21 protein-coding genes are annotated in these 23,197 nt (G+C 68.5%); 10 read left to right on the top strand and 11 right to left on the bottom strand.

The window, feature by feature from the left end; all coding sequences use genetic code 11:
- Window positions 1-6 precede the first annotated feature (6 nt).
- Complete coding sequence (locus tag AC07NI_RS14250; protein WP_494620108.1) at window positions 7-1,122, bottom strand: HlyD family secretion protein; 1,116 nt, start codon at window positions 1,120-1,122, stop codon at window positions 7-9.
- 116 nt (window positions 1,123-1,238) lie between these two features.
- Complete coding sequence (locus AC07NI_RS14255) at window positions 1,239-3,029, bottom strand: methyl-accepting chemotaxis protein (RefSeq protein WP_494620110.1); 1,791 nt, start codon at window positions 3,027-3,029, stop codon at window positions 1,239-1,241.
- Window positions 3,030-3,422: 393 nt separating this feature from the next.
- Between AC07NI_RS14255 and AC07NI_RS14260 the strand changes: the two genes are divergently transcribed.
- Window positions 3,423-3,560 (top strand): hypothetical protein, encoded by a 138-nt coding sequence (locus AC07NI_RS14260; RefSeq protein ID WP_143324451.1) that lies wholly within the window; start codon window positions 3,423-3,425, stop codon window positions 3,558-3,560.
- Here the strand turns inward: AC07NI_RS14260 and dut are convergent.
- Together dut and coaBC are read right to left on the bottom strand one after the other, a co-directional pair.
- Window positions 3,557-4,024: a dUTP diphosphatase gene (gene dut, locus AC07NI_RS14265; protein ID WP_494620112.1), complete on the bottom strand. Its 468-nt coding sequence runs from the start codon at window positions 4,022-4,024 to the stop codon at window positions 3,557-3,559. The two genes, AC07NI_RS14260 and dut, sit on opposite strands and share 4 nt — an antisense overlap.
- Window positions 4,025-4,072: 48 nt before the next feature.
- Entirely contained in the window at window positions 4,073-5,269 is a 1,197-nt protein-coding gene (gene coaBC / locus AC07NI_RS14270; RefSeq protein WP_494620114.1) for a bifunctional phosphopantothenoylcysteine decarboxylase/phosphopantothenate--cysteine ligase CoaBC, read from the bottom strand.
- Between the two features lie 142 nt (window positions 5,270-5,411).
- Here coaBC and AC07NI_RS14275 point away from each other — a divergent pair, with 142 nt between their 5' ends.
- Window positions 5,412-5,972, top strand: coding sequence for a hypothetical protein (locus AC07NI_RS14275; RefSeq protein WP_494620116.1), 561 nt, complete (start codon window positions 5,412-5,414; stop codon window positions 5,970-5,972).
- 4 nt (window positions 5,973-5,976) lie between these two features.
- Here AC07NI_RS14275 and AC07NI_RS14280 read toward each other — a convergent pair whose 3' ends face one another.
- From AC07NI_RS14280 to AC07NI_RS14290, 3 genes are all read right to left on the bottom strand, one after another.
- Window positions 5,977-6,507 (bottom strand): hypothetical protein, encoded by a 531-nt coding sequence (locus AC07NI_RS14280; protein ID WP_494620118.1) that lies wholly within the window; start codon window positions 6,505-6,507, stop codon window positions 5,977-5,979.
- A gap of 114 nt (window positions 6,508-6,621) precedes the next feature.
- Window positions 6,622-8,130 (bottom strand): 2-polyprenylphenol 6-hydroxylase, encoded by a 1,509-nt coding sequence (gene ubiB / locus AC07NI_RS14285; protein WP_494620120.1) that lies wholly within the window; start codon window positions 8,128-8,130, stop codon window positions 6,622-6,624.
- A 4-nt stretch (window positions 8,131-8,134) separates the two neighbouring features.
- Window positions 8,135-8,893, bottom strand: coding sequence for a class I SAM-dependent methyltransferase (locus AC07NI_RS14290; RefSeq protein ID WP_494620122.1), 759 nt, complete (start codon window positions 8,891-8,893; stop codon window positions 8,135-8,137).
- Window positions 8,894-8,963: 70 nt separating this feature from the next.
- Between AC07NI_RS14290 and mutM the strand changes: the two genes are divergently transcribed.
- A complete protein-coding gene (gene mutM / locus AC07NI_RS14295; protein WP_494620124.1) occupies window positions 8,964-9,827 on the top strand; it encodes a bifunctional DNA-formamidopyrimidine glycosylase/DNA-(apurinic or apyrimidinic site) lyase in 864 nt (287 codons plus the stop codon).
- Here mutM and AC07NI_RS14300 read toward each other — a convergent pair.
- A complete protein-coding gene (locus tag AC07NI_RS14300) occupies window positions 9,824-10,363 on the bottom strand; it encodes a hypothetical protein (protein WP_494620126.1) in 540 nt (179 codons plus the stop codon). The genes mutM and AC07NI_RS14300 overlap by 4 nt on opposite strands.
- A complete protein-coding gene (locus AC07NI_RS14305; RefSeq protein ID WP_494620128.1) occupies window positions 10,360-11,529 on the bottom strand; it encodes a putative hexosyltransferase in 1,170 nt (389 codons plus the stop codon). Before AC07NI_RS14305 ends, AC07NI_RS14300 begins: the two co-directional genes overlap by 4 nt.
- Before the next feature lie 136 nt (window positions 11,530-11,665).
- Here AC07NI_RS14305 and AC07NI_RS14310 point away from each other — a divergent pair, with 136 nt between their 5' ends.
- From AC07NI_RS14310 to dnaA, 3 genes are all read left to right on the top strand, one after another.
- Window positions 11,666-12,454 carry an enoyl-CoA hydratase gene (locus AC07NI_RS14310; protein WP_494620130.1) on the top strand — a complete coding sequence of 263 codons (789 nt, stop codon included), beginning with the start codon at window positions 11,666-11,668 and terminating at the stop codon, window positions 12,452-12,454.
- A gap of 136 nt (window positions 12,455-12,590) precedes the next feature.
- A complete protein-coding gene (gene rpsT, locus AC07NI_RS14315; protein ID WP_004617408.1) occupies window positions 12,591-12,866 on the top strand; it encodes a 30S ribosomal protein S20 in 276 nt (91 codons plus the stop codon).
- Between the two features lie 404 nt (window positions 12,867-13,270).
- On the top strand, window positions 13,271-14,752 hold the full coding sequence (dnaA, locus tag AC07NI_RS14320) for a chromosomal replication initiator protein DnaA (RefSeq protein WP_494620133.1): 1,482 nt from the start codon (window positions 13,271-13,273) through the stop codon (window positions 14,750-14,752).
- A 57-nt stretch (window positions 14,753-14,809) separates the two neighbouring features.
- Here the strand turns inward: dnaA and AC07NI_RS14325 are convergent, their stop codons facing one another.
- Window positions 14,810-15,664, bottom strand: a complete 855-nt coding sequence (locus AC07NI_RS14325) for a type 1 glutamine amidotransferase domain-containing protein (protein WP_494620136.1) — start codon at window positions 15,662-15,664, stop codon at window positions 14,810-14,812.
- A 76-nt stretch (window positions 15,665-15,740) separates the two neighbouring features.
- Here AC07NI_RS14325 and AC07NI_RS14330 point away from each other — a divergent pair, with 76 nt between their 5' ends.
- Entirely contained in the window at window positions 15,741-16,214 is a 474-nt protein-coding gene (locus AC07NI_RS14330; RefSeq protein ID WP_494620138.1) for a helix-turn-helix domain-containing protein, read from the top strand.
- Here AC07NI_RS14330 and AC07NI_RS14335 read toward each other — a convergent pair.
- On the bottom strand, window positions 16,211-16,822 hold the full coding sequence (locus AC07NI_RS14335) for an alpha-ketoglutarate-dependent dioxygenase AlkB (protein ID WP_494620140.1): 612 nt from the start codon (window positions 16,820-16,822) through the stop codon (window positions 16,211-16,213). The two genes, AC07NI_RS14330 and AC07NI_RS14335, sit on opposite strands and share 4 nt — an antisense overlap.
- A gap of 92 nt (window positions 16,823-16,914) precedes the next feature.
- On the opposite strand from AC07NI_RS14335, the gene AC07NI_RS14340 reads away from it, so the two are divergent.
- The 3 genes from AC07NI_RS14340 to dnaJ all read left to right on the top strand — a co-directional run bounded on the left by AC07NI_RS14340 (window position 16,915) and on the right by dnaJ (window position 23,134).
- On the top strand, window positions 16,915-19,587 hold the full coding sequence (locus AC07NI_RS14340; protein WP_494620144.1) for a M1 family metallopeptidase: 2,673 nt from the start codon (window positions 16,915-16,917) through the stop codon (window positions 19,585-19,587).
- 324 nt (window positions 19,588-19,911) lie between these two features.
- Entirely contained in the window at window positions 19,912-21,813 is a 1,902-nt protein-coding gene (gene dnaK / locus AC07NI_RS14345; RefSeq protein WP_494620148.1) for a molecular chaperone DnaK, read from the top strand.
- A gap of 160 nt (window positions 21,814-21,973) precedes the next feature.
- Entirely contained in the window at window positions 21,974-23,134 is a 1,161-nt protein-coding gene (dnaJ, locus tag AC07NI_RS14350; protein ID WP_494620152.1) for a molecular chaperone DnaJ, read from the top strand.
- Window positions 23,135-23,197: the final 63 nt, after the last annotated feature.

Here is a 23,197-nt window from a genome sequence, read left to right on the forward strand (position 1 = left end):
CCTCGACTAGCGGTCCACGCCCTGGCGGGCGACCTGCGGCGTGGCCTGGCCGGCCTCGGCGAACGAGGGGCCCGAGCGGTCGCGGACATCGACCTTGATCTCGACCGACAGGCCCGGACGCAGGGCCTGGCCCAGCTGGCTGCGGTCGACCACGATCTTGACCGGCAGGCGCTGGGTGATCTTGGTGAAGTTGCCGACGGCGTTCTCGACCGGGATCAGGGCGAACTCCTGGCCGGTGGCGGGCGCGAAGCTGTCGACCTTGCCGACGATCTTCTGCTTGCCGAAGGCGTCAGCCTTGATCTCGACCGGCTGGCCGACGCGGATGCGCGAGACCTGGGTCTCCTTGAAGTTGGCGACGATGTAGGCTTGGCCGAGCGGCACGACCGACATCAGGGCCACACCCGGCTGGACCAGCTGGCCCGGACGGACCGAGCGGGCGCCGACCACGCCGCCAGCAGGGGCGCGGATCACGGTGCGTTCCAGGTCCAGCTTGGCCTGTTCGACGGCGGCGTGGGCGGCGGCGGCCTGGGCGATGGTCTGGGCCTTGGCCGAGCCCAGCGACTGAGCGGCGCGCTTCTCGGCTTCCAGGGCGGCCTGGGCGCTGGCGACGCCGGCGGCGGTCTGGGTGGCGCCGGCGCGTTCGGTCTGGACCTTCTGCTGGCTGACCCAGCCCTGCTTGGCCAGGGCGTCATAGCGCTCGAGATCGGCCTTGGCGCGGCCGGCGTCGGCCTGAGCGCTGGTCACGCCGGCGGCCTTCTGGGCGATCATCGCCTGTTCCAAGCTGTTCTTGTCGTCGACCGCCTTGATGGCCGCGTCGGCGGCGCTGGCGTTGGCGATCGCCTGGTCCAGGCGGGCCTGGAAGGTCGAGGGATCGATCTTGGCCAGCACCTGGCCGGCCTCTACCCGCTGGTTGTCGGCCACCAGCACCTCGGCGACATAGCCGCTGACCTGCGGGCTGACCTGCACGGTGTCGGCCTGGACGAAGGCGTTGTCGGTGCTTTCGAAGTGCTGCTTGTCGAGGAACCAGAAGGTCCCGCCGACGACCACGGCGATGACGACCGCCCCGCCGACGATCATCGGGACCAGCTTCTTGTTACCCGAAGTCTTCTCTGGCGAGGCCATGACCTGTTCCGATCGAATGAGTTCGAGCGCGCCGGATACTGGGACCCGGCGCGCGCTTCAAGGGATAAATGGACGCACCCGTCCAAAAATCAATGATACGGGAAGGTTCCCCGCCTTTAGGCGGCGCGACGGGTCGTCGCACCCTCGGCCAGGCGGAAGCGCTGCACCAGCCGGCCCAGTTCGCGCGCCTCGTTGGAGAGGGCGTGGCTGGCGGCGGTCGACTGCTCGACCATGGCGGCGTTCTGCTGGGTGGCCTGGTCCATCTGGTTCACGGCCGCATTGACCTGGTGCAGGCCGGTGGCCTGTTCCGTGGCCGAGGCGGCGATCTCGACGACGATGCGGTTGATGTCCTGGACGCCGGCGATGATCCGGCGCAGGGCCTCGCCGGTTTCGCCGACCAGATCCACGCCGGTCTCGACCTGCTGGGTCGAGGCGTTGATCAGGGTCTTGATCTCCTTGGCGGCCTCGGCCGAGCGCTGGGCGAGGGCCCGGACTTCCTGGGCGACCACGGCGAAGCCACGGCCGGCTTCGCCCGCCCGGGCGGCTTCGACGCCGGCGTTCAAGGCCAGCAGATTGGTCTGGAAGGCGATCTCGTCGATCACGCCGATGATGGCGCCGATCTCGCGCGAGCTGCTTTCGATCTGGCCCATGGCGGCCACGGCGCGGTCGACGACGTCGCCGCCCTTCTCCGCGTCGTTGCGGGCGCTGTCGACGGTGCGGCGGGCGCTGCCCGCGCCCTCGGCCGTGCGGCGCACCGTGGCGGTGATCTCGTCCAGCGCGGCAGCCGTCTCTTCCAGGCTGGCGGCCTGTTGTTCGGTGCGGCGCGACAGGTCGTCGGCGGCGTGGCTGATCTCGCCCGAGCCGGCCTGGATGCCGCCGACCGCGCCGTTGATCACGGTCATGGTGTCGGCCAGCTGGTCCATGGCGGCGTTGAAGTCGGCCTGCAGCTTGCGATAGGCGGGCGGGAAGATCTCGGTCAGGCGGAAGGTCAGGTCGCCGCCGGCCAGGGCTTCCAGCCCCTTGCCGACGCCGGCGACCACCTGGGCCTGTTCGCGGGCGTTACCCTGGCGCTCGACCTCGCCCGCCTCGCGGGCGCGCTCGGCGTCGGCGCGCTGGTCGGCGGCGACGCCTTCCAGGCGGATCTTCTCCAGCGCGGCTTCCTTGAAGGTCAGAACCGCGGCGGCCATGCCGCCGATCTCGTCCTTGCGGCCCACGGCCGGCACCGCGACGGCGTTGTCGCCGCCGGCCAGGCGGCGCATGGCGGCGGTCATGGCGGTGACCGGGGCGGCGATGGCGTTCGACAGCAGCCAGCCCATCAGCACCGCGACGCTGATCGCCAGCGCGCCGCCGGCGGCCAGAGTGAAGAGGCCGGTGCGGAAGGCCTTGGCCTGGTCGGCGCGACGCTCCGTGAGCTGGTCCTCCTCGACCTTGGCCATGGTCTCCAGCACCTTGCGGGTGTCGGTCAGGCGGCCGGTGGAGGCGATCTGGCTGCGGGCGATCTCCAGCGTGGCCGGATCCTTGGCCTCGGCGATCTGCTTGCCGACCTCGGCCTGGAACGCGTTGACGGCAGCGGTGAGGGCGTCGGCGCGGGCCTGCTCCTCGGGGCCTTCGACGCCGGCGGCGATGCGCTTGTAGGCCTGCGCGTACTCGGCCTGGTACTTGTCGCGCTTCGCCAGGAACGAGCCGTCCAGGCTGGCGACATAGCCGCGCACGGCGTTCTGCTCCTCGACCAGGGCCCCGGTCGTGTCGGCGATCGCGTCGATATAGGCGTAGCTGTGCTCGTTCAGCGCCGTGATCTTCTGGATCGACGACAGGCTGCCGGCGACTAGGGCGCCTGCTGCAATGACGCCGGCCACCAGCACGGCAAAGGCAAGCAAGAGCTTGTGCGCAACCTTGAGATTAGACATGAGCAGCGTCCCCGGACCCGAAGTCGAGGGGAAGTTGCCGCGATAGGGTTAATAAACCCGAAGGGACTTGATCAAGATCAATGTTAGGTCAAATGCGAGGTCGAGAAATCGATTTCTCGGCCTTTATACGCCTTGCGTGGCGCAAATTCGCGACGTTTTGACGCACGTCGCGCGCATCAATACTGGACAGGATTACTGTCTCTGTGCCGATCAATGCCTGAGTGGCCAAGATGCCACGCAAGCTTGACCATGCGACGACACGCCGCGATTTCACTTGCGTCGGAATCACGACAGACTAAAAGCCGCTCCCCAAGCGCAACCAAAGCCTCGGGAGTGCGTATCTCCTCCGGCGCCAGTTCCCGCCGGGCCCCGCTCAAGGTCCAGGAGGTTCCTTTGAAGTCCCATCCCCCGATCGGCCAGACGCCGCTCGACATGATCCGTCCGGTGCTCTGGATGGCCGCGGCCGCTTTCGCGGCCGGCTTCGGCGGCTACCTGATGCTGGGCCTGCGGGCGATCCACCCGGCTGCTTAGACGCCTGTAGAGCCGAAACCGCCGGCGCCGCGATCCGTGGCGTCCAGGTCCTCGACTTCCACCAGTTGCCATTGCGGCGCGGCCGCGATGACGCCCTGGGCGATGCGGTCGCCCCGGCGGATGGTGAAGTCCTCTTCGCCCAGATTGATCAGCAGCACGCAGACCTGGCCGCGATAGTCGCTGTCGACCGTGCCCGGCGCGTTGACCACCGTGACGCCGTTCTTGAAGGCCAGGCCAGAGCGCGGGCGCACCTGCATCTCATAGCCGTCCGGCACCGCCACGGAGAACCCCGTGGGGGCCATGCAGCGCGAGCCCGGCTTCAGCACGATCGGCGCGTCTTCCGGCACGTGGGCCCGCAGGTCGAAGCCTGCCGCGCCCGCCGTGGCGTAGGCCGGAACCGGCAGGTCGGCTTGGCCTTCCCAGCGCTTGAAGCGGATGGCGAGACCGGCGGGGATGGCGGACATGGGCGGTGCTCCTGAAAGACCGCCCGCCTGTAGCTGATTTGCCGGGCCTCAGGCCAGCGCCTGGGCGATCCTTTGAGCGATCTGCGCCGCCACCTGGTCCTTGGCCGCCCGGTCCCAGCGCTCTACGCCGCCCTGGGTGATCAGCAGCACGGCGTTCTCGCCCCCGCCCATCACGCCCGGCTCGGTGACGTCGTTGGCGATGATCCAGTCGCAGCCCTTGCGGGCCAGCTTGGCGCGGGCGTGTTCCTCGACATGGTCCGTCTCGGCCGCGAAGCCGACAACCAGCTTCGGACGCTGCGGGCCGCTGGCCGACAGGGTGGCCAGGATGTCGGGGTTCTCGACGAAGGTCAGGGCCGGCGGGCCGCCCTTCTCCTTCTTCAGCTTGGTTCCGAACGCCTCGTCCACGCGCCAGTCGGCGACGGCGGCGACGAACACGCCGACGTCGGCGGGCAGGGCGGCCTGGCTGGCGGCCAGCATCTGGCGGGCGGTCTCGATATCGACCCGCTTGACCCCGACCGGGGTGGGCAGGGCGACCGGGCCGGCGATCAGGGTGACCTCGGCCCCCAGCTTGGCCAGCGCCTCGGCGATCGCGAAGCCCTGCTTGCCGCTGGAGCGGTTGGTGATGCCGCGCACCGGATCGATCGGCTCGAAGGTCGGGCCGGCGGTGACCAGGGCGCGTTTGCCTTGCAGCGGCCGGGCGGCGGGGCCTTCCAGCTGCGCGATGATGGCGGCGAAGATCTCTTCCGGCTCGGCCAGGCGACCCGGGCCGAACTCGCCACAGGCCATGGCCCCCTCGTCGGGGCCGACGAAGCTGACGCCGTCGGCCTTCAGGGTGGCGATGTTGCGCTGGGTGGCCGGGTGCAGCCACATCCGCACGTTCATGGCCGGGGCCATCAGCACCGGCTTGTCGGTGGCTAGCAAGGTGGTGGAGGCCAGGTCCCCCGCGAGGCCATTGGCGGCCTTGGCGATTAGGTCGGCCGTCGCCGGCGCGACCACGATCAGGTCGGCCGAGCGCGACAGCTCGATGTGACCCATCTCGTGCTCGTCGGTCAGCGAGAACAGTTCCTGATAGACCTTGTCCTCGGCGAGCGCCGCCAGGGACAGCGGCGTCACGAACTCGGCCCCGGACTTGGTCAGGATCGGCCGCACGCCGATCCCGGCCTTGCGCAGCAGGCGCGTCAGCAGCAGCGCCTTGTAGGCCGCCACGCCGCCGCCGACGATCAGAAGAACCCGCTTGCCGCTCACGCTACGCTCCACGTTCACGTCCATCTCGCTCCTGCACATGCCCATGCCGACGGCAAAGCGCCAGCCGTAAAGATAGGGACTCGACTCGCGTTCCGCTTTCGTTCAGTAATCGTAAAAGTAGAATGAAAGGGCGGATACGATCATGAAGTTTGCACGACAAGTTGCGTACGGTGTGGCGACGGTCCTGGCCCTGGCGGCCTTGGCGGGCTGTGACAGCGGCGCCTCGGCGGTGAAGGCGCCCAAGGGCGGCGATCGGGCCCAGACCGAAACCTCGCCGGCGGCGGAGACGGGCGGTTCCACCGAGGACGGCGGTCGCCGCGCCGATCCGCGCGACGCTCCGGTCAAGCTGGTGGCCGGCAAGCCCTACTGGGCCGCCAACCGCACCCGCAGCGCCGAGGAGAACGCCGAGCGCTCGTTCCGCAGCAACGGCCAAACCTTCGAGGCCAAATCGACCGAAGACTATGTCGCCAAGGTCCACGCCTTCGTCAGCGACCCGCCCAAGGGCGCCGAGACGCTGAAGCGCGCGAACGGCGACCTGCTGATCTACGACCCCAAGGGCAATGTCTTCGCGGTGGTCTCTCGCGAAGGCGCGCCGCGCACGATGTTCAAGCCGGATGAGGGCGCCGACTACTGGGAAGAGCAGAAGACCCGCGAGGCGCGCCGGGCGTCTGCCGCCAAGCGGAGGGAGGCGGCGGAGGGCTAGAGCATCAGGAGGGCTCGATCTGGAAGCGCTCGATCCGGATGCCGACATCCGAGGTCGGGCCCCAGACGGCGATGCGCGTCCCCGTCGGCGCCGGGGTCGCACCGTCCGGATAGCGGGCGCAGATCATGCTGTGGGTCATGAAGGGCGCTTCCTGCAGCGCGAAGCCGGCGCAGGTGTTGCGATAGGCGCTCCTGTAGGCGCCGAGGTGAAGAGATCGCTCGCCGGGATGGCCCATGGCCAGGGTCCAGAACTCCAGGCCGGCCCCGTTGACGGCCAGGAAGGTGAGCAGGGTCGCGAGGATGGCAAAGGAGGCGGTGCGCGCGCGTCGATCCTTCATGACCGGGAAGCGGGCGATCATGCCCGCCTGATATGGCGCGTCGTCCGCGACGGGGTCGAACCAGGTCCCGAAGGCGGTCAGCAGGCCGACGCCCGCCGCAACCACCAGGGCGACGGCTTGGCCGAAGGGGCTGGAGACGAATTCGCTGACCTGCAGGGTCCACAGCATAAGGCCGCCGATCGTGAAGATGATGGCCAAGCGCAGGGCGCTCCACCTGCGGCGCGGGGCCGGGGCGATGGAAGTGGGTGACGACGTTCCGTGCATGACGCGAGCGCTCGGTTGATGTCGCCGCCAGCCTAACCTGGCCTGATCCTACCGCGCCAGCAGCAGCCCCGTCACGAACGCCGCGCCCGCCGTCGCCGCGCCGACCAGGAACCACAGCAGCGGCCAGCTCTGGGAGCGTTCGACCACCACGGCCGGCGCCGCCGGCGGGGTCTCGGCCAGGCGGGCCAAGGCGCGGATGGCGCGAATGGCTTCCTCGGCGAAGTCGCGAGCCTTGGCGGCGGGGGAGAGCTCGCGGCCGATCCAGCGGCGGACCACCGGGTCGGCGGCGGCCCACAGGTCGTGCTTGGGATCGATGCGGCGGGCGACGCCCTCGACGGTGACCATGGTCTTCTGCAGGAGCACCAGCTCCGGCCGCAGGGCCATGTCGAACAGGGCGGTGATCTCGAACAGCTGCGCCAAGAGGCGGCCCATCGAGACCTCGCGGGCGTCGCGGCCGAACACCGGCTCGCCGACGGCGCGCAGGGCCTGGGCGAAGGCGTCCATGTCCTGGTGGGCGGGCACATAGCCGGCGTCGAAATGGATCTTGGCCACCCGCGCGTAGTCGCGGTTCAGGAAGCCGTAGAGGATCTCGGCCAGGTAGCGGCGCTCGCCCGGACCCAGGCGGCCGATGATGCCGTAGTCGACGGCGACCACCTCGGCCGGGGCGGCGACGAACAGGTTGCCCTCGTGCAGGTCGGCGTGGAACAGGCCGTGGTCCAGGGCCTGGGCCAGGAACCCGCGCGTGACGTTCTCGGCCAGGGCCTTGCGGTCCAGGCCCGGCAGGTCCAGCGCGGCGGCTTCGGACAGCGGCGCGCCCTCGGCCCAGGTCAGGGTCAGGACCCGCTTGCCGACGCCCTCCCAGCAGACCAGCGGCGCGCGCATGTACGGGTCGACCGCCATGGCCTCGCCCAGCTCGGCGCAGCCGGCGGCCTCGAAGCGCAGGTCCATCTCCAGGTCCAGCGACCGGATGACGACCTCGACGAACTCGGTGGGCCGCAGGCGGCGCGCGGCCGGGGCCAGTTTCTCGGCCAGACGCGCGGCCAGGCGCAGCACGGCGCTGTCCTGGGCGACCTGGCGCTCGACGCCGGGACGCAGCACCTTCACAGCCACCTTGCGGCCATCGACCAGCGTGGCCGGATGGGCCTGGGCCAGGGAGGCGGCGGCGACCGGCTCGCCGATGTCCAGATAGATCTCGCCCAGCGGCTTGCCGAGGTTGCGCTGGATTTCGGCCTCGGCGACCGACAGCGGGAACGGAGCCAGCCGGTCCTTCAGGTGCGACAGGTCCTCGGCGAAGGCGGTCCCGAAGATGTCGGCCCGCGTCGACAGGAACTGGCCCATCTTGATCGCGGCGGGGCCCTGTTTCTCCAGCACCCGCGCCAGGCGTTCGCCTGGCCGGCCACGCCGGGCCGCGCCGCCGGCGAACAGGCGCAGCACCCGGCCGGCCAGCTTGGCGGACGGCGGCAGCTGCGGCTCGACCTCGCGCGGGATCAGGGCGTCGGCCCGGACCAGGGCCCAGCCCGCGCCGGTCAGGCGCCAGAAGGCGGACAGGTTGGCCACGTCTCTAGAGCGCCCAGCCCTGGTGCAGAGCCGCGACGCCACCGGTGAAGTTGGTGAAGGTCACCCGCTTGAAGCCGGCGTTCTCCATCATCCCGGCGAAGGTGCGCTGGTCGGGGAAGCGGCGGATGCTCTCGACCAGGTACTGATAGGCCTCGCGGTCCTTGGCGACCCACTCGCCGACCTGCGGGATGACCTTGAAGCTGTAGGCGTCGTACGCCTTGGCCAGGGCCTCGGTCACCGGACGTGAGAACTCCAGGCACAGGAAGCGGCCGCCGGGCTTCAGCACGCGGCGCGCCTCGCGCAGGGCCGCGTCGATGTCGGTGACGTTGCGGATGCCGAAGCTGATCACATAGGCGTTGGCGTAGTTGTCCGGCAGCGGCAGGCGTTGGGCGTCGCCGACGGTCCAGGTGATCTCCGGCTCGCCGCCGCGCTCGATGCCGGCCATGATCATTTCGGCATTGTAGTCGACGATGTTGATCGTCGCGTCCGGGCCGCCTCGGCGCTCCTGCGCGCTACGGGCCATCTTGGCGAAGCGGCGGGCCATGTCGCCGGTGCCGCCGGCGCAGTCGACGATCACCTCGCCCGGCTGCGGGTTGAGGCGCGCGGCCACGGCGTCCTTCCAGAGCCGGTGGACGCCACCGCTCATCAGGTCGTTCATGATGTCGTAGTTCTTGGCGACGCGGTCGAACACGCCGCGCACCATCCCGGCCTTCAACGAGGCGTCGACATCCTTGAAACCGAAGCTGGCGGAGGTGTTGCTCATGACGTCTTTGGGCCGCGCTCTCTATATGACAAACCGCTCTTAGCCCGCGTCTTCCGCCGAAGGAACACCCTTGCCCGAATTGCCCGAAGTCGAGACCGTCCGCAGGGGCCTGGAGCCCGTGCTGTCCGGGGCGCGCCTGACCCGCGTCCGCGCCAACCGGCCCGACCTGCGCTTCCCGCTGCCGGACGGCTTCGTCCAGCGGCTGACGGGGGCGAAGATCCTGCGGCTGGACCGCCGGGCCAAGTACATCCTGGCCCCGCTGGACCGGGGCGACACCCTGGTGATGCACCTCGGCATGACCGGCCGCTTCGAGATCGCCGCACCAAAGGGGACGGTGCGCCCTGGCGACTTCGCCCGCGAGGTCACGCCCGACGACAAGCACGCCCACGTGGTCTTCGAGACCGAGGATGGGGCGGTGGTCACCTACTACGACCCGCGCCGGTTCGGTTTCATGGACCTGATCCCGACAGACGCCGTCAGCCGCCACCCGTGGTTCGCGACCATGGGCCCCGAGCCGTTGGGCGACGGCTTCGACGCCAAGACCCTGGAAAAGGCCTTCGCCAACCGCAAGCAGGGCCCCAAGACCCTGCTGCTGGACCAGAAGACCGTGGCGGGCCTGGGCAATATCTATGTGTGCGAGGCCCTGCACCGCGCGCACATCTCGCCGTTCAAGCCGTCGGGCGGGATCGCGAAGAAGCGCCTGGGTCCGCTGACCACCGCGATCAAGGAGGTCCTGGGCGAGGCCGTCGAGGTCGGGGGCTCGACCCTGAAGGACTTCGCCGCCGCCGACGGGGCGCTGGGCTATTTCCAGCACCGCTTCCGCGTCTATGACCGCGAGGATGAGCCGTGCCCGACCCCCGGCTGCAAGGGCGTCATCGCCCGCGAGGTCCAGGCGGGGCGGTCGACCTTCTTCTGCCCGGTCTGCCAGGTCTAGGGGACGCGCAGGATCCGGGCCTTGGCGCTGGCGATCCTGACCGCCTGCGGCTGGCCATCTGGCTGGGTCAGGTCGAAGGTGACCAGCAGCTGATAGGACAGGGCGCGCAGCGCCTGCGGCGCGATCAGCCGCACGGTCTCGTCGCTGTCGCCCTTCGGTGTCCAGGTCCCGATCCGGTGGACGCCCACCGGCGTGTCGCCGGCCATGATGACGACCGGCCGGGCGCGGACGCCCGGGGCGCCCGAGGCCAGGACCAGGGTCAATTCGACGTCTCCACGCGCGGTCGAGGTCGGCAGCAGGACGGTCGGCGCGGCCGTGATCGACCAGACGCCCTGGCCGGGGATCTGGTTGCCCCAGCCCTCGCGCGCGGCTCCGCTTCCTTCGGCGCGATCGAACAGCACCGTGACGGCGCGGATGTCGTTGCGGATCGGCGTCGCGGCGTCGGCCGCGCTATCGGCGCGCTTGGCCAGCTGGACGAACAGGAAGACGCCCAGGGCGACCAGGCCCGCCAGGCCGGCGAGACGAAGGATCCTCATGCGGAAATCCTCAGCATCAGGGTCCAGGTCACCATCATGAAGCCGTTCAGGATCGCCAAGGCCGTGACGACGGCGACAGCGACCTTGGGCCGGTCGGCCAGCAGCTTGGCCGCCACGAGCCACAGCGGCAGGATGACCAGGGCGTAGCGAGCGTAGGACGCCACGCCGGCCGCCAACGGGACCAGCGTCAGGAAGGCCGCCAGCGGCAGCAGCGACCAGCGGCGCATGACGACCAGGGCGATCAGCAAGCCCACCGCCAGCCAGCCCGCGGCCAGGCCCAGCAGGTTGGCGTCATGGACCGCCGAAGGATGAAGTATCCCGTTGAGCAGCGGCGTGAACGGATCGCCCAGGGTGCGATTCCAGGCCTTCTGGATGTGGACGAAGGCCAGGGCGTCTCCGGTGCGGGCTTTCATATAGGCCATGAAGCCCTGCACGGCGGCGACCGGGATCAGGCCGCCCAGGACGAAGCGGGCGAACTCGGCGACCCGGGGACGCGGATCGGAGCGCAGACGTTCCAGCCCGGCCCAGGCATAGGGCAGCAGCAGGCCGACGCCGAGATTGCGGGTCATCACCGCCAGGGCCGCAACGGCTCCGGCCGCCAGCCAGCGCCGATCGCGCATGAGGATCAGGCTGCCGACCATGGCGGCCAGGAACAGCGACTCCGTATAGGCCGACGAGAAGATGTAGCTGCCCGGCGCGGCGCACAGCAGCAGCACGGTCAGGTCGGCGGTCTTGCCGTCGAACTCGTCCCGCGCGAAGCGGTGGATCAGGACCAGCGCCGCCAGGAAGGCCAGGTTGCTGACCACGAGCATGGCCTGGAACAGGGTCAGGCCGGGCAGGTGGGACAGGGCGACCGCCAGGGCGGGAAAGGCCGGGAAGAAGGCCCAGTTGGCTCCGCCGTCCAGGCCCGGCGCGCGTTGATAGCCGTACACAGCCAGGTCCGTGTACCAGCCGACATCCCAGGCTCCCCAGATGTTCAGAACTTGATGGTCGCTGAGGCGAACCGGGTTGCCGACGGTGGTGAGCGGCCGGATGTGGATCATGGTCAGCAGGCCGACGGCCAGCAGCGCCAGGCGGCTGGCGACATAGGCGTAGAGGACGACGGCGTGGTCGCTCAGCATCCGCCTCGCGGTCGTGATCAGCGCGCGCGCTTGAAGTCCGGTCACCAGTGGCTCCACCTTGGATGGAGCTCGTGTCGCCTGGCCCCGACCCCAGCGCAAGACGATATCGCCAAACGGCCTTCCGAGACTCCCCAACCTCGCGCGCCTCTTTATAACGGCTGCGTTCAAGCAGGAGACCGTGATGGCCGAGTACCAGACCCTGATCGTCGAAACGCCCGAAGCCGCGCCCGGCGTCGCCCTGATCCGCCTGAACCGGCCCGAGGCGCTGAACGCGCTGAACACCGCCCTGCTGGCGGACCTGGCCCGGGCGCTGGCGGCGGCTGAAGCCGACGACAGCGTGGGCTGCATCGTGCTGACCGGTTCGGCCAAGGCCTTCGCGGCCGGCGCCGACATCAAGGAGATGTCGGACAAGACCTATGCCCAGATGTTCAAGGCCGACTTCTTCACCGCCGGCGCGCGGGCGGTCGAGCAGTGCCGCAAGCCGATCATCGCCGCCGTCGCCGGCTACGCCCTGGGCGGCGGCTGCGAGCTGGCCATGATGTGCGACTTCATCCTGGCCGCCGACACCGCCAAGTTCGGCCAGCCCGAGATCAACCTCGGCGTCGCGCCCGGCATCGGCGGCACCCAGCGCCTGACCCGCTTCGTCGGCAAGTCCAAGGCCATGGACATGATCCTGACCGGCCGGATGATGGGCGCGGAAGAAGCCGAGCGCTCGGGCCTGGTGTCGCGGATCTTCCCGGCCGACACGCTGATCGACGAGGTTCTGGCCATCGCCGCCAAGATCGCGGGCCAGTCGCCGCTGGCCGTGGCCATGAACAAGGAACTGGTCGAGGCCGCCTATGAGACGACCCTGACGACGGGCGTGGCGCTGGAGCGGCGGCTGTTCCACTCGCTGTTCGCGTTCGAGGACCAGAAGGAAGGCATGTCGGCGTTCGTCGAGAAGCGTAAGCCGGCATTCAAAGGCGAGTAATCGATTGCGCCAAAATGGCCCGCAGGATTCCTGCCTGTGGACCGTTGACCCCGGCCAGCGCTTCCCGTATATCCGCGCGCTCTGTTTTCCCTGCTTCGCGGTCGCCGCGTGGCTGTCCGTTTGAAGGTCCGACCTAATGGCCAATAATCCCGGCGCCAAGAAAGCGATCCGCAAGATCGCCCGCCGCACCGAAGTCAACACCGCCCGTCGCTCGCGCGTGCGCACCTTCCTGCGCAAGTTCGAAGACGCCATCGCCAAGGGCGATGTGGCCGTCGCCAAGGCCGCTTTCGTGGAGGCTCAATCGGAGCTGATGCGCGCGGTTTCGAAGGGCGTGGTTCACCCCAATACGGGCTCGCGCAAAGTGTCGCGTCTGGCTGCCCGTCTGAAGAAGCTGGATAAGGCCGCGGCCTAGTCCAGATTCTGGACGAACGCCGTTCGTCCAACGATTACAAGTATTTACAGAAGCCGATCAGGTCCGCCTGGTCGGCTTTTGCTTTGAATCCAAGGCGCTATTCCTGCCGTTGCAATCTGTGATCTGAGTAGCTGGCTTAGCTATTCCCTTGCCGGGCGAGGGGCTCTCGCGAGTCAACAGAAATATCCGGGCTCGGACGCAAGTTTTCCGTTTGACCGGCGGGGGCCGGTGGCTAGTTTAAGCGTCTCAGCGCTTCTCCAGTCTTGAAAAAAACAAGGCGGCGGCGGACCCATTGCGTTCGCCGGGTAAGAACCTGTGTGCGTTGAGTGAACCGGCCGTACGCCTTTGGGGGGCGGGCGGCAGGAATGGTAGCGGCGGTTGTTTTTGTGCGAGGCGGTGGACGAATGACGATGAAGGGCGGGGTGGCCAGCCAGGACTTCTCGGCGGCGATTTCGACGGCGGCTTGCGAGCCGGCGACGAGCGTCTGGTCGAAAGTGTGCGTGGCCCTGAAGCGCGAGCTTGGCGATGCGGCCTTTGGGTCGTGGATCGCTCCGGCGATGTTGCGCGAGGCCTCGACCGGTGATGTCGTTCTGGTCACGTCGACGGGCATCGCCCGCGACTGGATCCGTCGCAGCGCCTGGCGTCGTATCGGTGAACTGTGGGCCGCGAACGACGCGACCGGTCGCCGTATCGACCTGAAGTCGCGCCTGGAGTTCGAGGCCGCGCAAGTCGGTTCGGGCGTCGCCTATGTCGAAGCCGCTCCGAAGGCCGCCGAACCCATCGAGATCGTCCTGCCCGTGTCCAGCGACACGCCGGCCGCCATGGCGCCGAGCGCCAAGTCGCCGCGCACCCAAGGCCTGCAGGAACGCTTCACCTTCGAGACCTTCGTCCCGGGTCCGGCCAACGAGTTCGCCCACGCCGTGGCGCGCCGGATCGCCAACTGGGCCGACGGCCACTTCAATCCCGTGCTGTTCCACGGCCCCTACGGCTTCGGCAAGACCCACCTGCTGAACGCCCTGGCCTGGGAAGCCATGCGCAACGCGCCGGAAAAGCGCGTGGTCTATCTCACCGCCGAGCGCTTCCTGTCGACCTTCGTGCGCGCCCTGATGGATCGCCAGACGGCGGCCTTCAAGGAAGAGCTGCGCGCGGCCGACCTGCTGATCATCGACGACGTCCACTTCATCGCCGGCAAGCAGTCGACCCAGGAAGAGCTGTTCCACACGCTCACCGCCCTGGTCGAGGAAGGCCGCCGCGTCGTGTTCTCGTCGGACCGTCCGCCGTCGGCCATGACCGAGATGGACGCCCACCTGCGCTCGCACCTGTCGGCGGGCCTGGTCTGCGGCCTGGAACCGGCCGACCGTTCGCTGCGCCTGGGCATCCTGGAGCGCAAGATCCAGACCCTGGCCGTGGCCCACGGCTTCGAGCCGACCATGCGTCCGGACGTGCTGCAGTTCCTGGCCGACCGCTTCACCGACAGCGTCCGCGAGCTGGAAGGCGCGCTGAACACCCTGTCGGCTCGCGCTGGCGAAGGCCTGTCGCGCATGACCCTGGACGAGGTGCAGGCGATCCTGCGTCCGCACCTGCGGTCGGGCGAGAAGCGCATCACCATCGACGACATCCAGAAGGCGACGTCCGAGCACTACGGCATGAAGCAGGCCGACCTGCTCAGCGAGCGCCGCAACCGCGCCGTGGCCCGTCCGCGCCAGGCCGCCATGTGGCTGGCCAAGCAGCTGACCACGCGCTCGCTGCCGGACATCGGCCGTCGCTTCGGCGGTCGCGACCACACCACCGTCCTGCACGCCGTGCGCCGCATCGAGGCCCTGCGCGCCGAGGACAGCGCCCTGAACCACGACCTGGAAGTGATCACCCGCAAGCTGCGCGGCTGATCTCTAGGGGTTCAGAGGTTTGAATTGGAAAGGCCGCTCCGAAAGGGGCGGCCTTTTTCATTGGGGGAGCAACTCGGCAAACGTCCGCGCGAAGGTGTGGGTGTCGCCCGGCCAGCGGGCCGAGACGTAGTTGCCATCGCGGACGACGAAAGCCGGGCTGGCGTCGGTCGCGGTGTCCCGCGCCAGGCCGTTGGTCTTCTTGCCGAATTGCGGATCATCGGCCGGCACGTCCAGGAAGTCGGCGGGCGAGGCGAGGTTGCGGGTGACCTCGTGCTGGACGGACATGTGGCCCTCCGGTTCGCCCGGCTGCTCCACATAGGTCCGATAGTAGTCCGGGTCCCAGAAGCGGCCCAGATGGGCGATGGCGCTAGCGGCCTTCTCCTGTTTCCAGGTCAGGGCGGTGGTCTTGCGGCCGTGGAGGACCGAGCGGTCGTTAGCGGCCTGGCTGCGGGCGGCCAGGAGCACGCCGTGGCAGATGGCGCCGACGAGCTTGTCGGCGGCGAAGGCCTGGGCGACCAGGCGCTGAAGGTCCGGGCTCTCCAGATACGGCTGCATCCCGCGCGCCCGGTGACCGCCGGGCAGCAGCAGGCCGTCGAAGTCGTCGATGCTCAGTCCTGCCCAGGTCTTCGGCGCTTGATAAGCCGCGTCAGCCAACATCGCCGCATAGGCCCGGCGGGCGTCGGCGTTGGCGCGCAGCAGCAGGCCGAACAGCTTCAGTTGGCCAAGGATCGGGATCGGGCTCCAGGGATCCAGGCCCCGGCCCGACACCATGATCGGATCGGCCTGGGCGGGCGTGCCGTCCGGCGTCGCGAAGGTGATGCGGTGGCCCGCCGCCTTCAGCACGGACCAGCTGACCGCAGCCTCGGTCGGGTCGAAGTCCAAGGCGGGCAGGGGGATCAGGACGTGGGCCATGCGGCCAAGAGACTACGCGTCGTTCGTTTTGAAAAGAGACAGTTGAAATTCGACACTATGGTGTCAGTATATCGCCATGTCCGACGATCCGCCCCGCTACACGGCCCGGGATCTGGCCGCCCTGTGCGACGTCTCCGAGCGCACCGTCCGCTACTATGTGGCCGAGGGCCTGTTGCCGCCGCCGGCCGCGCGGGGGCGCGGGGCCAATTTCGACGACAGTCACCTGACGCGGCTGCGGCTGATCCGGGCCATGCAGCAGGCCGGCAACGACCTAGACACCATCCGCGACTATCTGCGCGAGCTGGAGGTCGAGCTGGCGGGACGCCCGGCCGGCTTCGAGAGCGCCCTGGCCGTCTGGAGCGGCCGCACCGAGCGGCTGGAGATCGCCGAGCGCTTCCACGCGCGCTGGAACGTGCCCCAGCCGGTGCACCGCTATCAGGTGGCCCCGGGGGTCGAGGTGCTGATCTCCAGCGTCGGCGGCCCGCCGCAGGGACGGCTGCAGGCCGCGCTTAAGGCCATGCGCGAGGCGCTGGAGGACGAGGACGCCTAGCGCGCTCTGCGGAGCGTGAGATTGATCCGGCCGCCGCCGGGGACCAGGCTCGACGAGCCCGCCAGGATGCGGTCGACGCCGTGGAAGGCCAGCCTTGCGGGCCCCGACAGCCGGCAGACGTCGCCCGAGGCGAGCTTCAGGCTCCGCGTCGGGTCCTTGCGGCTCGTGCCACCGATCCGGAACACCGCCGTATCGCCCAGCGAGATCGACAGCACCGGAAAGGCCGGGTCGGCCTCGTCGCGATCCTGGTGCAGGCCCATGCGGGCGTCGCCGCGATAGAGGTTGATCAGGCACGAGTCCGGCGGGGTGTCCGGATCACCCAGCGTCTTCCAGAGATCGAGCAGGGCGGTCGGCATGGCCGGCCAGGGCTGGTCCGTGCCCGGATGGCGTTCGGCGTAGCGGTATCCGCTGGCGTCGCTGGTCCAGCCCAGCGGCCCGAAGGCGGTCATGCCCACGCTCATCGCCTTGCCATAGGCCGTGCCGTAGTGCGCGAACGGCGCGACCTGCGCCGCCGCCATGACGGCGTCGACCAGCGCGGCCTGGGCCGAAGGGTCCAGCAAGCCAGGCCAGAGGTCGAAACCCGGAACGACGGAGAGGGGTTGAAACATTACTGAAATTTAAGACGCGCCATAGGGACGGAAGGTGTTGGTTTGCGCTTCCGGCGAGGGGGCCGGACTATTTTTCCATATCAGGACCGTACATGCGCCGTCTTATGTCCTCCGCGGCCGTCGCCGTGATTTTGTTCGCCGCTGGGAATGTTTCCGCCGCGACCGCCGCCAAGGCCAAGCCGGCGGCCGTCGCCGCCCAGGCTGGCTCGAAGGGCGCGACGTTCGCCTCCGTGACGACCCAACTGCCGCGCAACGTCCGGCCCTCGCACTACGACCTGTCGTTCACGCCCGACGCCGACAAGATGGCCTTCAGCGCCAGCGTGAAGATCGCCATCGAGGTCGTCGAGCCCACCACCACCGTCACCCTCCAGGCCGCTGACCTGGCCTTCTCCAAGGCCGAGATCGCCGGCGTCGGCGCCGCCAAGGTCAAGGTCGACGACGAGGCCCAGACCGCCAGCTTCACGTTCGCCAAGGCCCTTCCGAAGGGCAAGTACGTCCTGGCCCTCGACTATACGGGCAAGATCTACACCCAGGCCGCCGGCCTGTTCGCGCTCGACTACGAGACCGAGACCGGCAAGAAGCGCGCGATCTACACCCAGTTCGAGAACAGCGACGCCCGGCGCTTCATCCCCTCGTGGGACGAGCCGTTCTACAAGGCCACCTACAGCGTCGAGGCCACGATCCCGACCGGCCAGATGGCCCTGAACAACATGCCGATCGCCTCGTCCAAGGACCTGGGCAACGGCAAGACCCTGGTGAAGTTCGCCACCTCGCCGAAGATGTCGACCTACCTGCTGTTCTTCGGCCTGGGCGAGTTCGATCGCGCCTCGGTCAAGTCGGCCGGCGTCGATGTCGGCGTGGTCACCAAGAAGGGCGACACGCCCAAGGCCGCGTTCGCGCTGAAGTCGGCCGCCGACATCCTGCCCTGGTACAACGACTATTTCGGCACCCCGTACCCGCTGCCGGTGCTGGACAACATCGCCGCCCCGGGCCGCAGCCAGTTCTTCAGCGCCATGGAGAACTGGGGGGCGATCTTCTACTTCGAATACGCCATGAACCTGGACCCGAAGATCTCGACGGAGTCCGACAAACAGGACGTCTTCACCACCGTGGCCCACGAGATGGCCCACCAGTGGTTCGGCGACCTGGTCACCATGGCCTGGTGGGACGACCTGTGGCTGAACGAGGGCTTCGCCTCGTGGATGGAAGGCCGCGCGACCGAGCACTTCCACCCCGAATGGAACGCGACCCTGAACGCCGTGGGCGGCCGTGAATACGCCATGGGTCTGGACGCCCTGTCGACCACCCACCCGGTGGTGCAGCACGTGACCACCGTCGAGCAGGCCAGCCAGGCCTTCGACGCCATCACCTACCAGAAGGGCGAGGCCGTCATCCGCATGCTGGAAAGCTATGTGGGCCATGACGCCTGGCGCGACGGCGTGCGCGTTTACATGAAGAAGCACGCCCACGGCAACACGGTCAGCGACGACCTGTGGTCGTCGGTCGAGGGCGCGGCCAAGAAGCCGATCCTGGCCATCGCCCACGACTTCACCCTGCAGCCTGGCGTGCCGCTGATCACCGTCGACGCGGCGACCTGCGCGGCCGGCCAGACGACCCTGACCCTGACCCAGTCCGAGTTCAGCAAGGACATGCCGGGCAAGAAGCCGCTGCTGTGGCGCGTGCCCGTCACCGTCCAGGCCGTCGGCGGTGGCGAGGCCAAGACCCTGGTCACCGGCGGCAAGGGCTCGGTCACGGTCGATGGCTGCGGCCCGGTGGTCGTGAACGCCGGCCAGGCCGGCTACTTCCGCACCCAGTACGGTCCCGAGCGCTTCACCGGCATCGTCCAGAACTTCGCCAAGCTGCCGGCGATCGACCAGCTGGGCGTGATGAGCGACGCCTGGTCGATGGGCCTGGCCGGCTACCAGCCCGCCACCGACTTCCTCGACCTGGCCAAGGCCACGCCCGACAACGCCGATCCGCAGGTGTTCTCCAAGATCGCCGGCGTCTATTCGGCCATCGACAGCTACTACCAGGGCATGCCCGCCGAGCGCGCCGCGTTCCGCAAGCTGGCCATCGCCAAGCTGCGCCCGCTGCTGGCCAAGGTCGGCTGGAGCGCGCAAGCCGGCGAGGCCGACCGCATCGCCATCCTGCGCGGCGAGCTGATCGGCACGCTGGGCGGCCTGGGTGATCCGGACGTCGTGGCCGAGGCCACCCGCCGCTTCAACGCCGACAAGACCGACCCGTCGGCCATCCCCGGCGCCCTGCGCAAGACCATCCTCAGCGTCGTGGCCCGCAAGGCCGACGCCGCCACCTGGGACAACATCCACGCCCAGGCCTTGGCCGAGAAGACCCCGCTGATCCGCGCCCAGCTCTTCTCGCTGCTGGCCTCGGCCGAGGACGAGACCCTGGCCAAGAAGGCGCTCGAACTGGCCCTGACGTCGGAGCCGGGCGAGACCATGTCCAGCTCGATGATCAGCCGCGTGGCCGGCTCGCACCCGGACATGACCTTCGACTGGGCCGTGGCCAACAAGGACAAGGTCAACGAGAAGGTCGACTCCACGTCGCGGACCCGGTTCATCCCGGGCCTGGGGGCTGGCTCGTCGAACCCGGCCACGGCCGAGAAGATCAAGGCCTGGGCCGCGGCCAATCTGGCCGAGGGTTCGCGCAAGGAAGGCGACAAGGCGGCCGTCTCGGTGCTGAACCGCGCCAAGATCCGTGAACAGCGCTTGCCCGCGATCACGGCCTGGGTCGCCAAGAACGGCTAAATCCTGGATAACACGATATTTTTCATGGCCGCGCTCGAAAGGGTGCGGCCATTTTTCTTTGTCTAGAAGCCAGAATCCCCCTCGCGGGATGGGGTTATGGCCTTGCGCCCTGTACCCTATCCCCCATATCCGGCTTCGAAGCGGGGTTGACGGGCTCGTCAACTTCGCACAACGCATTTTGCCCGCTCGGTTTTCGCCGACGGAACAGGATGTGGACCCAACCGTAAACGTACGAACCCATCGGGGACGGGAACGAGAAAAACCGGGGCGCTTCCGAGAAGGCCCTAGTCCACCGTCCGCCTTAAGGAGCGAACAGGTACCAAAATGAGCAAGATTATCGGCATCGACCTGGGCACCACGAATTCGTGCGTGGCCATCATGGACGGCAAGAACCCGAAGGTGATCGAGAACGCCGAAGGCGCTCGCACGACCCCCTCCGTGGTCGCTTTCCAGGAAGACGGCGAGCGCCTGATCGGTCAGCCGGCCAAGCGCCAGGCGGTGACCAACCCGACCAACACCCTCTTCGCGATCAAGCGCCTGATTGGCCGCAACGCGAACGACCCGGTGGTCGAGAAGGACAAGGGCATGGTGCCCTACGAGATCGTCAAGGGCCCGACCGGCGACGCCTGGGTGAAAGCCCAAGGCAAGGACTACAGCCCGCAGGAAGTGTCGGCCTTCATCCTGCAGAAGATGAAGGAAGCCGCGGAAGCCCACCTGGGTGAGACCGTGACCAAGGCGGTCATCACCGTCCCGGCCTATTTCAACGACGCCCAGCGTCAGGCGACCAAGGACGCCGGCAAGATCGCCGGCCTGGAAGTCCTGCGCATCATCAACGAGCCGACCGCGGCGGCCCTGGCCTACGGCCTGGACAAGAACGACGGCAAGAAGATCGCCGTCTACGACCTGGGCGGCGGCACGTTCGACGTCTCGATCCTGGAAATCGGCGACGGCGTCTTCGAAGTGAAGTCGACCAACGGCGACACCTTCCTGGGCGGTGAAGACTTCGACCTGCGGATCGTCGACTACCTGGCCGACGAGTTCAAGAAGGAGCAGGGCGTCGACCTGCGCAAGGACAAGCTGGCCCTCCAGCGTCTGCGCGAAGAGGCGGAAAAGGCCAAGAAGGAGCTGTCGTCGACGGCTCAGTACGAGGTCAACCTGCCGTTCATCAGCATGAACGCTTCGGGCCCGCTGCACCTGAACATCAAGCTGTCGCGCGCCAAGCTGGAAGCCCTGGTCGACGACCTGATCGCCCGCACCATCGGTCCGTGCGAACAGGCCCTCAAGGACGCCGGCCTGAAGAAGAGCGACATCGACGAAGTGATCCTGGTCGGCGGCATGAGCCGCATGCCCAAGGTCCAGCAGGCGGTGCAGGACTTCTTCGGCCGTGAGCCGCACAAGGGCGTGAACCCGGACGAAGTCGTGGCGCTGGGCGCCGCGGTGCAGGCCGGCGTGCTGCAAGGCGACGTCAAGGACGTGCTGTTGCTGGACGTGACCCCGCTGACCCTGGGCATCGAGACCCTGGGCGGTGTGTTCACCCCGCTGATCGAACGCAACACCACCATCCCGACCAAGCGCTCGCAGACCTTCTCGACCGCCGACGACAACCAGTCGGCCGTGACGATCCGCGTGTTCCAGGGCGAACGCCCGATGGCCGTCGACAACAAGGTCCTGGGTCAGTTCGACCTGGTCGGCATCCCGCCGGCGCCGCGTGGCATCCCGCAGATCGAAGTCACCTTCGACATCGACGCCAACGGCATCGTGCAGGTCCACGCCAAGGACAAGGCGACCAACAAGGAGCACTCGATCCGCATCCAGGCCAATGGCGGCCTGTCGGACGCGGACATCGAGCGCATGGTCAAGGAAGCCGAGGCCAACAAGGCCGCGGACGAGACCAAGAAGAAGCTGGTCGAGGCCAAGAACCAGGGCGAGGCGATCCTGCACTCGACCGAGAAGGCCCTGGCCGAGCACGGCGACAAGGTCGGCGCGGCTGAAAAGACCGCGATCGAGACCGGCCTCACCGAGCTGAAGACGGCTCTGGAAGGCGAAGACGTCGAGGCCATCCAGGCCAAGACCCAGGCGCTGATCCAGGCGTCGATGAAGCTGGGTGAGGCCATGTACGCCGCCCAGTCGGGTTCGGACGAAGGCGCTGACGGCGCCGAGGCCGCGGACGATGGCGTCGTCGACGCCGAGTTCGAAGAAGTCGACGACAACAAGCCGGCGAACTAATCGCCATGCGCGCGCCGCGGAACATGCTCGACAGACCTGTTCCGCGGCCGCGACCTCTTGCCGCTTCGCCCGAGGACGCCTTGCGCCGGGCCGCGTGCTATCCCACCTCTTCCTTCATCAACGCCACTTTCGTGGGCCTTTTGGGCGCCAGACGCTGACGATGCGCGACTATTACGAAATCCTCGGCGTGACCCGGACCATCGATGACGCTGGTCTGAAGTCCGCGTTCCGCAAACTGGCGATGGAACATCACCCGGACCGCAACGGCGGCTGCGAGAACGCCACCGGTCGGTTCAAAGAGATCAACGAGGCCTATTCGGTCCTCTCCGATCCGCAGAAGCGCGCGGCCTATGACCGCTTCGGCCATGCCGGGGTCAACGGTCAGCAAGGCGGCGGCGCGGGCGGCTTCGGCGGCCAGGGCTTCGACACCAGCGACATCTTCAATGACGTCTTCGGCGACGTCTTCGGTGAAATGTTCGGCGGCGGTCGCCGCCAGTCGAACGGTCCCCAGCGCGGCCAGGATCTGCGCTACGACCTGGAGATCTCCCTGGAGCAGGCCTATGCCGGCGCCGAGGTCGAGATCAAGGTGCCCGCCGCGATGACCTGCGAGGTCTGCGAGGGCTCGGGCGCCAAGCCTGGCACCAACCCCACCGTCTGCGGCACCTGCGGCGGCGCCGGCCGGGTCCGCGCCACCCAAGGTTTCTTCGCGGTCGAGCGCGGCTGCCCGCGCTGCGGCGGCTCGGGCCGTCTGGTCCTCGACCCCTGCACCAACTGCCACGGCCATGGCCAGGTGCGCCGCGAGCGCATCCTGTCGGTCCGTATCCCGGCCGGCGTCGATGACGGCGCCCGCATCCGCCTGGCGGGTGAAGGCGACGCGGGCGCGCGCGGCGGTCCGCGCGGCGACCTCTACATCTTCCTGTCGGTGACCCCGCACGAGCTCTTCGAGCGCGACGGTCTCGACCTGCTCTGCACCGTGCCGGTGCCGATGACCACGGCCGCCCTCGGCGGCGAGATCGAAGCTCCGTGCCTGCTGGGCGGCGAGACCTGTGACGGCGAATGCCGCATCACCGTCGCCGTCCCCGAAGGCGCCCAGACCGGCAAGACCGTCCGCCTCAAGGGCAAGGGCATGCCGTCCCTGCGCAGCCGCCAGCGCGGCGACCTGGTGGTCGAACTCTTCGTCGAAACCCCGACCCACCTGTCCGCCCGTCAGAAGGAACTGATGCGCGAACTGGCCGGCCTGTGTGGCGAAAAGCAGAACCCCAAGTCGGCCAACTTCGTCGGCAAGGCCAAGCGCTTCTGGGAAGAGGTCACGGGGAATTAACCTTTCCTCGTCGCCGCGCCCGATTTAGGGCGTTTCATCCCCGCATTTCCTTAACGCCGCCCC

Source organism: Caulobacter sp. GW821-FHT10E02, from assembly GCF_059415225.1.